The sequence below is a fragment of the Vibrio sp. 10N.222.54.E6 genome, from assembly GCF_041473955.1.
GTDB classification, from domain to species: domain Bacteria; phylum Pseudomonadota; class Gammaproteobacteria; order Enterobacterales; family Vibrionaceae; genus Vibrio; species Vibrio tasmaniensis_A.
The window spans coordinates 13,756-26,230 of the sequence record NZ_JBFRTD010000034.1; the positions used below are offsets into that span (position 1 = coordinate 13,756).

7 protein-coding genes are annotated in these 12,475 nt (G+C 43.4%); all 7 read right to left on the minus strand.

Features of this window, described 5'->3' with window-relative positions:
- Nucleotides 1-2: 2 nt before the first annotated feature.
- The 7 genes from AB4513_RS19120 to AB4513_RS19150 all read right to left on the minus strand — a co-directional run bounded on the left by AB4513_RS19120 (nucleotide 3) and on the right by AB4513_RS19150 (nucleotide 12,271).
- Nucleotides 3-1,919: an ABC transporter ATP-binding protein gene (locus AB4513_RS19120; RefSeq protein WP_009846664.1), complete on the minus strand. Its 1,917-nt coding sequence runs from the start codon at nucleotides 1,917-1,919 to the stop codon at nucleotides 3-5.
- On the minus strand, nucleotides 1,897-2,157 hold the full coding sequence (locus tag AB4513_RS19125; RefSeq protein WP_012603885.1) for a glutaredoxin family protein: 261 nt from the start codon (nucleotides 2,155-2,157) through the stop codon (nucleotides 1,897-1,899). The genes AB4513_RS19120 and AB4513_RS19125 overlap by 23 nt, the downstream gene beginning before the upstream one ends.
- Nucleotides 2,158-2,182: 25 nt before the next feature.
- Complete coding sequence (rlmKL, locus tag AB4513_RS19130; protein ID WP_017103925.1) at nucleotides 2,183-4,303, minus strand: bifunctional 23S rRNA (guanine(2069)-N(7))-methyltransferase RlmK/23S rRNA (guanine(2445)-N(2))-methyltransferase RlmL; 2,121 nt, start codon at nucleotides 4,301-4,303, stop codon at nucleotides 2,183-2,185.
- Nucleotides 4,304-4,812: 509 nt separating this feature from the next.
- Nucleotides 4,813-5,367 carry a cell division protein ZapC gene (locus AB4513_RS19135; protein WP_102257889.1) on the minus strand — a complete coding sequence of 185 codons (555 nt, stop codon included), beginning with the start codon at nucleotides 5,365-5,367 and terminating at the stop codon, nucleotides 4,813-4,815.
- Nucleotides 5,368-5,625: 258 nt separating this feature from the next.
- The gene (gene pyrD, locus AB4513_RS19140) at nucleotides 5,626-6,636 is read right to left on the minus strand and encodes a quinone-dependent dihydroorotate dehydrogenase (RefSeq protein ID WP_009846660.1); all 1,011 of its coding nucleotides are present in this window, start codon (nucleotides 6,634-6,636) and stop codon (nucleotides 5,626-5,628) included.
- A 346-nt stretch (nucleotides 6,637-6,982) separates the two neighbouring features.
- On the minus strand, nucleotides 6,983-11,824 hold the full coding sequence (locus AB4513_RS19145) for an NAD-glutamate dehydrogenase (protein WP_102257890.1): 4,842 nt from the start codon (nucleotides 11,822-11,824) through the stop codon (nucleotides 6,983-6,985).
- A gap of 228 nt (nucleotides 11,825-12,052) precedes the next feature.
- Entirely contained in the window at nucleotides 12,053-12,271 is a 219-nt protein-coding gene (locus AB4513_RS19150; protein ID WP_004733645.1) for a DUF2835 domain-containing protein, read from the minus strand.
- Between the last annotated feature and the right edge of the window lie 204 nt (nucleotides 12,272-12,475).

Genomic DNA, 12,475 nt, shown 5'->3' on the forward strand with positions numbered 1-12,475 from the left:
TCTTAACTTTCCTGTTGTAGTGCCTCGAGCTCTTCCCAGCGCTCAAAAGCAACTTCAAGCTCCTGCTCTGCTGCAGATAGCTTATCTAATACTGGTTGTGTCTGCTCTACAGATTTTGAAAAGAAGCTAGGATCGTTGACTTCTTCCTGAAGAGTTTCAATTTGAGTTTCCAATTCTTCCAAACGCAAAGGTAGCGCTTCTAGTTCTCGTTGTAGCTTATACGATAACTTCTTAGCTTTAGCCTTAACTGGCGCAGTTTTGGGAGTTTCCTCAACTACTTTCTCTGGCTTTGATGGCTTTTCAACCTGTCGGTACTCTATAGCCTGCTTTCTTTGTTGCTGAGCATCGTGGTAACCACCAACAAATTCTTCAACAACGCCGTTGCCTTCAAAAATCCAACTTGTCATAACCGTGTTATCAACAAACTGTCGATCGTGGCTCACTAAAAGAAGCGTACCCTGATAGTTGGCAAGTAAATCTTCTAAAAGTTCCAAAGTTTCGATATCTAGATCGTTGGTTGGCTCATCGAGAATCAATAAGTTATTCGACTTAAGGAAAATACGAGCTAATAACAGACGGTTTTTCTCACCACCAGACAGTGCTTTCACCGGAGTGCGAGCACGTTTAGGAGAGAACAAGAAATCTTGTAGGTAGCTCAGTGCATGGCGCTCACGGCCGCCTACTGTCACTTCTTGCTTACCATCCGCTAGATTGTCAATTACTGACTTCTCAGGGTCTAGGATTTCGCGGTATTGGTCGAAGTAAGCCACTTCAAGTTTAGTACCACAATGCAGACGGCCAGAATCAGGCTTCAGCTGATCAAGAAGCAGTTTAAGTACGGTACTCTTACCACAGCCATTAGGGCCGATCAGAGCAATACGATCACCACGCATAATATTGAAGCTGAAATCTTTAACAATCTCTTTGCCTTCAAAGCCAAAGTTAAGATTCTCTGCTTCGAATACAATCTTGCCTGAACGTTGACCATCATCGATCTGAATAACCGCTTTACCCTGCACTTCACGACGATTGATGCGCTCTTCACGCAACTTCTTAAGTGCACGTACACGGCCTTCGTTACGCGTTCGACGAGCTTTAATGCCCTGACGAATCCACACTTCTTCTTGAGCAAGCTTTTTATCGAATTCAGCGTTCTGCATCTCTTCGACACGTAACGCTTCTTCTTTCTCTAGCAAGTAGTTTTCGTAATCGCCAGGGAACGAGCTCAGCTTGCCGCGATCAAGGTCAACAATGCGGGTTGCCATCGATTTGATGAAAGCACGGTCATGCGAGATAAAGATGATTGAACCACGGAAGTCTTTCAGGAAGCCTTCTAACCATTCGATTGTCGCAACATCTAGGTGGTTAGTCGGTTCGTCGAGTAGAAGCACGTCTGGGTCACATACAAGCGCACGAGCAAGCGCCGCTTTACGTTGCCAACCACCAGACAAATCCGTCAGTTTTGTTTCGGCAGTGAGTTTAAGCGCCGCCATTACGTTACTTACGCGATCTTCGAAGCGCCATGCGTTGGCATGATCCAACTGCTCTTGCACACGAGTAAGACGATTTAAGTTCTTTTCGCTAGGATCAGTACCAATGAGATCCAAAAGATCATGATAGATCTTCAGCTGTTCGCCGATTTCCGCTAGGCCACCAGCAACGTAATCATAAACGGTGCCTTCTTCGTTACGCGGTGGATCTTGCTCAAGGCGAGACACAACCACATCTTGTGTGATTTGCATCTTGCCGTCGTCCATGATGATGTTCCCTGACAGGATTTTCATCAACGTAGACTTACCCGCGCCATTGCGCCCTACTAAACACACACGTTCGTTTTCTTGCAGCGCAAAGTCCGCACGATCTAATAACGGGTGATCGCCAAACGCTAATTGCCCGTTATGAATTGTAAGTAATGCCATTCTTTTTTAACCAATCATTAAGTTCTAACAAGCCAAATGGCCAGTTAAGCTCTGAGCTTTGAGAAAAGTCAGAGCTTTCAAATTTGAGCACCGGAATAGTGACCCCGTAACGGGAAAAGAGCTCATCATCAAATGCAATGTCGACAACGTTGACGTGATGGCTAATGTTTAACTGTTCCGTGAGTTTGAATGCCATCTCACATAGATGGCACCCTTCTGTACTGTAGAGAGTCAGCACGCTATATCCTTATACAATCTCTTAATTACTTATGTGTAATCAACCAGCAGTTATGAATGTGCTTGTTACGAGAGAAGTCCAATGGAAGCGTTTTAGCTGAGATGTTCTGAGCTTTGAGACCTAACTCTTCTAGGCCTTCTACATCCATTTTGAAGTGACGCTTGTTGTTAGAGAACACAATCGTGCCTTCTTCACGAAGAAGACGCTTAAGGTTTTCCATCAATTGAATGTGATCACGCTGAACATCAAAAGATTGATCCATACGCTTAGAGTTTGAGAACGTTGGGGGATCAATGAAGATCAGGTCGTAAGAACCCTGCTCTTTAACCAACCACTGTAAGCAGTCAGCTTGAACAAACTGATGTTGACGACCAACACGGCCGTTAAGCTCCATGTTCTGTTTTGCCCACTCAAGGTAGGTATTAGACATATCAACGGTTGTTGTAGAGCGTGCGCCACCCACAGCAGCATGAACAGATGCACTGCCTGTGTAAGCAAATAAGTTAAGGAAATCTTTACCTGCAGCCATTTCGCCGATACGACGACGAGTGATCTTATGATCTAAGAACAAGCCCGTATCTAAGTAGTCATGAAGATTAACAATCAGCTTAACGCCGTATTCGTTCACTTCTAGGTTAGAGGAGTCTTGAGCCATTTTTTGATATTGAGATCGGCCTTTCTGCTTCTGACGAACCTTAAGAACCACGTTGTTTGCTTCAACGCCAGTGACTTGAATAGAAGCACGGATGATATCGGTTAAGCGACGTTTTGCTTTCTCTTCCGGTACATCTTTAGGTGCTGCGTATTCTTGAATCACTAGGTGACCTGGGTATACATCAATCGCTACATTGTATTCTGGTAAGTCCGCATCGTAGATACGGTAACAATCTAATTGCTCTTTCTTAGCCCACTTGCCAATTTTACCGATGTTCTTTTTAAGACGGTTTGCGAAGTCTGGAGCAATAAGTTGCTCTTGTTCACCCGTTGGACGCTCTGACATCGGACGGTCCGAAATTGAGTAGTTCTTTTGGTGACACGGTAACGCACCATTGTTCAATTTGAACTGTTTGTCTGCACGCATACGTAAGCAGCTAAGCAGTTCGTCAGAACTAGAGAAGATAGACGCGTTACAACCGCCAAATTCCGCTTTAAGTTGTGCACCGAATGCCGTGTAAAGTGCAATCAAACCCGGCTCTGTGCCAAGACGCTCACCATAAGGTGGGTTTGAAACAATCACACCATCAGTAAACTCGGTAGGACGCTTAAGCTTTGCAGCATCGCCTACTTCGAATTCAATCAGCTCTTCAACACCAGCACGACGAGCATTGTCACGCGCTGTTTTGATCATGCGCTCGTCATTGTCGTAGCCATAGAACTTACACTCTACTTTCTTAACGCCACGACGACCTTGAACGTTCGCTTCAGCTTTCACTTCAGCCCACAGTTCTGGTTCAAAATCTTCTAGTGATTCAAAACACCACTTCTGGCGCTTAACACCTGGAGCCATGTTCGCAGCCATCATTGCCGCTTCAATCACTAACGTACCTGAACCACACATTGGGTCTAGGAAAGGCTTAGTTGCGTCCCAGCCACTACGAAGAAGAATCGCTGCAGCAAGGGTTTCACGCAATGGTGCGCGGCCTGATTCTGGACGATAACCACGTTGGTGAAGACCGCTACCTACCATATCAACACCAAGAATCGCTTTATCACGATGTAGACGAACGTGAATACGAATATCTGGATTTTCTTTGCTGATAGACGGACGAGGCAAAGACTTTTTCTCAAAGCTATCAACAACGGCATCTTTTACTTTCATCGCACCGTATTGGCTATTACGGATTTCGTTGTTTGTACCGTTAAAGTCAACAACAAAACGCTTAGAGCTATGGAATTGATTTACCCAGTTAACCGCGGTGGTTGATAGGTACAAATCCATGTCGTCCATACAAGTGAATTCAGAAAGGACACGTACAAATCTAGAAGCCAAACGACTCCATAAACAACAACGATAAATTTGCTCATTGGTCGCTTTGAATTTAACACCTGCTTGAACAGGTTTTGCATTTGTAATCCCTAGTTGGGTTAGTTCTTCAACTAATAAATTCTCAAGGCCGTTTGAGGTAACCGCTAGATATTGATTCATAGTGTTCTTTTATTGATAAAAATTAGCTCGATTATACCTGAATTTGTTATTAGAGCATCACACTAAACTTGTCTTTTCATTGAATCTTTCGACTAACTGGCTAGCAAACACACAGTCATGAAGCGATCGCTTACCCACATCCCCTTAGAACATAAGACTTATCAAATCAGCACAATTTATGACCAAACATCGGCCAATGCGGCGGTGTGAATTTATATTCACCTTAAAATTGGTATATACCAGAGTCAATTTAGGACTGAAAGTTAGCTACAAAAGCACAAAAACAGGGAATAAAGGGAGGTAATTTACACTTCTGCCGATGAAAATAGGCAGAAATTAAGATGAAAAAACAGTCACAAGTTCACTAATTAAATAGTTAAGCGGTGATGTATTTATCTGGATGAGGTTTTTTAGGCACAAAAAAATCGGCTATTGAGCCGATTCTAAGGAAGGTTTGATAGGTTTATGCGTTGCAATGTGTGTTAGAAATGATGAACTAAACTGGGGAATTAACCGACCATTGCAATATGTGTGTGGTGAAAATGAAGAATAGAGTTCGCGTCTACCATCCTATCGTGCATCACTTTAATCGAGTCTCCATAGCTTAACCCTTTTGAAGGTGTGAGCAGAAACTCCTCTAAGTCGACAAATGCACATAGGCTCGCACACTCTCCCACTTCCAATACAATGAAGTAACCTAGGCTATGCTCGTTATTCATTTGTACGATATCCCCTTCTTGAGGAGATTCGTGGCCAGCGCCTTGTGAATCGAAGAACCAGCTTTTAGGCTGTACAGGCTTGTGGAAGCGCTTTGCTGCCACACAATATAGTGCGAGTTCAGCTTGGCGAGGCTCAGACAGTTCTAAGCCAGAAATTTGTTCTTTGAAGGTTTGGTATGAAGATGCGTCATCAACGGTGAATTCATTATCTCTAAACGCGCAGTCCACCAGCTTATTGCGGACCAGATTCGTTTTGAAAATCATATCCTCTCCGAGGTTTAGCATTAATGAACATTGCTGCTCATCGTAATACCAACTCCATGTATCGCTAGGTTTAAGCATCATTTCGTCTCACACTGTTGAACCATTCCATTAGGTAAAACGCAAAATTACCTTCAATTACAGTAATTTTACTGAGCAATAGGCAAAAAAAAAGAGGAAATGAATTCCTCTTTCTTATCGCTTCTGTCTACAACTCAGTGAGTTACAGTGTCTCTTTTAGCAAGACGATGCCAAATTATAGCTTTCCTAAAAAAAACCAAATCTTTTTGATAACTCTGTTTTTAAAAGCTCTGGGTTTATAAAAGCTCTGGTTTTCGGGGACTATAAATTTTTAACGATGTCGCCTACAAGACCTGGGCCTTTGTAGATGAAACCAGAGTAAACTTGTACAAGCTTCGCGCCTGCCATCATTTTCTCTTTTGCAGCAACGTAAGAGTCAACGCCACCTACTCCAATGATCGGCAATGCGTCACCAAGTTCTTCGTGAAGTTTACGAACCACTTCAGTACTGCGAGATTGAACCGGACGTCCACTTAGGCCACCCGCTTCATCGCAATGTTTCATGCCTTCAACGATTGAACGATCCAATGTTGTGTTTGTTGCGATCACACCATCGATCTTATTTTTGATCAATGATTCACAAATTTGGCTAATTTCGTCATCACTTAGATCCGGAGCAATCTTAAGAGCAAGAGGAACATATTTACCATGCTTCTCTTCTAGTTCAGATTGTTTTGTTTTAAGTTCAGACAATAGATCGTCTAGAGCTTCGCCGTATTGTAGAGAACGAAGTCCTGGAGTATTTGGTGAAGAGATATTCACAGCAATGTAACCAGCGTATTGATATACCTTCTCCATACAGATCAAGTAATCTTCAGCGCCCTTTTCAATTGGTGTGTCTTTGTTCTTACCGATGTTGATACCTAAGATGCCGTCATAGTTCGACTTCTTAACGTTCTCAATAAGATTGTCGACGCCTAGGTTATTGAACCCCATGCGGTTGATGATACCTTCAGCTTCAACAAGACGGAACAGACGTGGTTTGTCATTACCGGCTTGTGGACGAGGAGTTACCGTTCCTACTTCAACGAAACCAAAACCCATTGCGCCAAATGCATCAATACATTCGCCGTTTTTATCTAGGCCAGCCGCTAGGCCAACTGGGTTTTTAAAAGTAAGACCCATGCATTCTACAGGTCGATTAGGTAATTGTTGGCGATACAAAAGATCAATAGGAGTGCCTGTGAAGCGTTTGAAATTTTGAATTGCAAGATCATGTGCCTTTTCGGCATCAAGTTGGAAAAAGCCAGTTCTGGCTAGACGGTAGAGCATTGTGCCTCCGATAGAAAAAAGCCCCGTGTAAACGGGGCGATATTATTTACTTATTTACTCAACTATTCAATCTATTACTGTCTGTAAGGGTAAGATAATCGAGTTTGTTAGCGAATGAGGTTCTTTATTAAGCAAACGTTATCGTTTCAGCAGTCAGTTTACTCATTTCTAGTCTCTACCATATTACAGCCACCCACTCTTTTAACAACAAGCAAGGTGTCCACGAAGTGGGTCCGTCAAAAGAAGTGGGTCCGTCAAAAATCGTCAGATCGATTGATGCCACTTTATAGAAACGAAAAAGGCAGACCTTATGGCCTGCCCTTGTGTCTTTCGTTTTATCTAATCACTAATCTGTCGACATGCAGTTTAGATTCAATAACATCAACTCACGAAGTGCTACTGAGAACTTGGCAAACTCATGAACCGAACCTACTTTGAATTCATTGAGGATACTTTCCCAACGATGTAGAGAAACAGAGTTACTTTCCATCCAATCATCAAGCGCTTTAATCACATCGATGTCTGAAGCACAACCGCAGTTAAGCACTTGGCCAGTTAGCTGACGTTGCTGCCAATCCAGATCTTCTCTGAATGCTGCACGTGCCAGCGCTTGCCAGTTGTTATCTACAGCTTGACCATTGATTTGCTTCAAGAACCAGTGCAGAGACAAACGGTCGCCAAGGTTGAAGTAAAGCTTCGACGCTTGTTGTACTGTTTTACCCGTCTCACGAGCTACTGTGGATATATCCAGTGCCGAGTACAAGCTAGACAAACGCGCAACTGAATTAGCCAACTCAGGGGTTACGCCTTGGTCAATCCATAACTGTGCCATTGCGTTATGCTCTTCTACTTCAGAAGCCACTAGGTTTTCATCCAGTTTCTCTGTGATAGTAAGAACATCGCCTTGGTAAAGTTCAATCAATGCTTTCACTGACTGTTTTCCGGTACGGTTTCTTAGCAACCAACGAGCCAAACGACGAAGTGTACGACGAACATGGTAGATCAATTCATATTGAGCTTCAGAACTTGAAACATTGTCCAGTTCACGGATGCTCTTCAGAACTTTGCCAAGACCATAGATTTCACGTGTTGCCGCGTAAGCATTGGCAATATCAACAATATTTGCGCCCGTCTCTTCTTGCAGACGAGTAACGAAGTTACAACCCATCTCGTTAACCATTTGGTTAGCCAGTGCCGTCGCAATGATTTCAGAACGTAGTGGATGATTATCCATGTGCTGAGAGTAGTTACGACGTAACGCTGTTGGGAAGTATTGCATAAGCTGTTGAGCATGGAATTCATCATTAGCGATATCATCACTAACAAGATCTTCTTTAAGCACCATTTTACCGTAAGCAACAAGTACAGAAAGCTCTGGTCTTGTTAGGCCTTGGCCCTGCTTTTCACGCTCAAGCAGTGTTTCGTCATCAGGGATGTATTCCAAACCACGATCCAAGTACCCTGCTTTTTCCATTGTATGAATAAAGCGGATTTGCTCTTTGACTAAGCCAACACCTTGATGCTCAGTAACCGAAATAGACTCAGCTTGGCAATATGCGTCGTCTAGTACGATTTCGCCCACTTCATCTTCCATTGATTCAAGCACTTGGTTACGTTGCTTAACGGTTAGATCACCATTAGACACCAAACCATTCAAGAATATCTTAATGTTTACTTCATTATCCGAACAGTCAACACCACCAACGTTATCAACGAAGTCAGTATTAACGCGGCCACCCGTCAGCGCATATTCAATACGACCCAATTGAGTCATACCCAAGTTACCGCCTTCACCAACAACCTTAGCTTTCAGGTCACGGCCATCGATACGAAGGACGTCATTTGCACGGTCACCTACGTCAGTATGAGTCTCGTTCGAAGACTTAACGTATGTACCGATACCGCCATTCCAAAGAAGATCAACCTGCATAGACAAGATCGCTTTGATCAAGTCATTTGGTGCCATTGATGCTTTCTTAGTACCTAGCATTTTCTGAATTTCAGGCGTCAGAGAGATAGACTTCGCTCGACGAGAGAAGATGCCACCACCTTGAGAGATAAGGTCTTTGTTGTAATCTTCCCAGCTTGAACGAGGAAGATTAAACAAGCGCTCACGCTCTACCCAGCTTGATGCTGATTCTGGATTCGGGTCGATGAAAATATGCATGTGGTTAAACGCAGCTTGCATACGAATATGCTTAGACAACAGCATGCCATTACCAAACACATCGCCCGCCATATCACCTACACCGATAGCGGTGAAGTCCGTTGTTTGACAGTTGATGCCCATTTCACGGAAGTGACGTTTAACAGATTCCCAGCCACCTTTCGCAGTGATACCCATGGCTTTATGGTCATAACCGTTAGAGCCACCAGAGGCAAATGCATCGCCTAACCAGAAATTGTATTCAGCAGATACTGAGTTTGCTAGATCTGAGAACGTTGCGGTACCTTTATCGGCGGCAACAACCAAATACGGGTCATCTTCATCGTGACGAACAACACTCTTAGGTGGAATAACCTCACCTTCAATGATGTTGTCTGATACGTCTAGTAGTGCACGGATGAAGCGCTTGTAACAACGTTGACCTTCAGCAAAGATCTCGTCTCGGCCAGACATAGTATGCTGACGCTTACAAACGAAACCACCTTTTGCACCAACCGGTACAATTACTGTGTTCTTAACTTGCTGTGCTTTAACTAGGCCTAGAATCTCAGTACGGAAATCCTCTTGACGGTCTGACCAACGTAAACCACCACGAGCGACTTTACCGCCACGTAGATGCACACCTTCAATGTCTGGTGCGTAAACGAAGATCTCAAACGCAGGAACTGGCGCTGGGATATCTGGGATCTCGCTTGGTCTCATTTTCAGAGCCAACCAAGGTTTAGACTGTTTGTTGTCGTCTAACTGGTAGTAGTTAGTACGAAGCGTTGCTGTGATCATTTCCATGTAACGACGAATGATACGATCATCATCCAAGCTTTCTACATGATCCAACTGTTCAGTGATCTTCTTAATAAGATCTTGTTGGCCTTTCGCGCTGCCCTTTAATTTAGGATCAAAACGCTTGCCGAATAAGCTCACTAACCCTTTCGCTAGATCTGGGTAATGAGACAATGTGTCTTCAATGTATTGTTGGCTGAATGGGAAACCCACTTGGCGCATGTAACGCGCATACGCACGTAAGATTGAGATTTCACGGCCAGAAAGACCCGCACCCAATACCAAGCGGTTAAAACCATCGCTGTCTAATTCACCTTCCCAAATCGCAGCAAAGGCTTGTTGGAATAGATCGCGCGCTTCACGAAGATCAATCGTCTTGTCACTCTTATGCAGCATCGAGAAATCAAGGATCCAATAAGTCACCCCATTGGTCTTGCGTACTTCATAAGGTGATTCACCAATAACGCGCAGGCCAAAATTTTCAAGCATTGGCATAACATCAGACAGGTGAATCGGCTCATCACTGTGGTAGAACAGCTTCAAACGAACAGCTTTAGAGTCTGCCGCTTCTTCTTGAGGGCGGTAGAAAAGCATGCCCAGTTTGTTGTCTTCACTTAGTGCTTCTAAACGCTCGATATCTGCAACCGCAGAACCAGGCATCATGTCTTCTTTGTACGAACGTGGGAATGCACGCATGTACTCTTTCGATAACGGAAGACCTTTGCTCTCACCGAAGTTAGCAACGATTGATTCAGACAGGCGGTCATCCCACGTAGACGATACTTCCATTAAATTTTGCTCAATTGTTTTCACGTCCACATCCATGTTGTTGTTATCAACACGAACAATATAGTGCGTTCTCGCCAGTGGGCTTTCAGAGAAGTATGTCGTGAATTCGACCTCTTCTTCGCAACCGAAATACTGCTTCAAGATGCGTTGGGTTTGACGACGAAGTTCGGTGTTGTAACGATCTTTGGTAACGTAAACCATGCAGCTAAAGAAACGGCCAAACGGGTCTTTGCGAACAAACAAACGCAGAAGATCGCGATCTTGCATTTGAACTACGCCAGTACCGACTTCTAGCAATTCTTCTTCACGAGCTTGAAGCAGTTCATCTCGCGGGTAGTTTTCTAGAATGTTGTGCAGAGCTTTGTAAGAGTATGAACCTTCACGGTAACCACTCGCGTCTAAGATACGCTCTACTTTCTCGCGAACAAGAGGAATAGTTTCAACGGTTTGGTTATAAACGGCAGAGGTGTAAAGACCAGTAAAGCGGTGTTCACCAATGACCTTACCGTTCTTATCGAACTTCTTAATACCAATGTAATCATTGTAAGCTGGGCGGTGAATGCGTGAAGCCGTGTTGCCCTTGGTTACGATAAGTACATACGGTTTTTTCGCTTCTAAGCGTGCCGAGTCAGAAAACTCAGACAGCTTAACGTTACGCACACGATCTGAATTCGCAAACAAACCAAGGCCTTGCTCCTTGGTCGGTTGTAGTTCTGTGTCGCCATTTACAGAAACAAGGTCATATTCCTTGTAGCCCATAAACGTAAAGTTGTGCTCGCCTAACCAACGAAGAAACGCCAACGTCTCATCAAAACGTTGGCCGTCTACAGGAATACTTTCTTTTTGCTTTTCAACTTGATTCGTTACTTCCTCAAGTTTTTCAACCATCTTCAGCCAATCGTTCACGACTAAACCAGTATCGGTAAAGATATCCAGTAGTTCCGTTTTGAGCGCTGTCATTTCAGCTTTGCTGCTAAGACGGTCTACTTCGATATGGAAAAGCGATTGGAATGCACCTTCGTTATTGCTCACGCCGACAACACTGCCCTTATCAGTGCGAGAGATTTGTGTTGGATTGTGAAGCATAAGGTGAGAAGAAAGGTCTAGGCGAGTCAGCGCCATTTTTACAGAGTCTACAAGGAATGGGCTATCTGGTACGACTATCTCTACGATAGTGTGAGTAGATTGCCAACCTTGACGACTTACTGTCGGGTTAAAAACACGAACAGAGATTTGGTCAGCTTTCTTTTCATTGATGTGATGCCATAAGCTAACTACAGCACCATATAAATCGGATTCGTTTCTCTGAGTTAGATCGTCGTGAGAAACATTACTAAACAAGTGTTGAGCAAGTTGAGTTACGAGAGGTCGATGAGCAAGGTCAAGTTTGTCTTGAATCAGTTTGTAAACTTTTTCAAGTAAAACTGGAACCACAGTTTCACGTGCGGTCATAGTCACACTCCACAATTAGAATTTTATTTTATTATTAGGGGGCTTACTTAAGCTAGCGTTTGAATCAAGCCTTCAAGGCCAGTTCTACTAACGAGTTAAGCAAAGGTAATGCATTCATTTATTGTAAAAGCATTATTGATAAATAGTTAATTGTTTTAGAGGTGGTAAGAGGTGAAATGTTTGATTATGTGATTAAGATTCCCTTTAACTCACTAGGCACGCCAAGCTTTACAGAGCTTCCAACTTAATAAACTTATTTTTTTGGTCAGTTGTTAACCTAAACTGTCCTCTAACCCCTATTTGTGTAAGAAATGGTCTGAAGCGAGTTGCAGGTAGCTGTAAGCGTAACCCTGTTGTTGTTATCACTTGAACTTTACTTGCGGCACCCGAGTAGCTAGCCAAAAACTGCTGATATGAGATGTTAAGTTGGAAAATATAGCGATTCATACGATACCTGTATACATATACAGTGCCGGTGATTTTTGGCACTTAACGATGTCTGAAAATGAAACTGCTCTAGCTTATCGAAAATTCGATAAGCTAGAAACAAAAAATCAGTGGCAGATATTCTCTACCACTGATGACTTTTCGTTACTAGTAAACTGTTTATTAGCAAACCGCTTATGATCGAACGGTTACCTGAATAAGCGG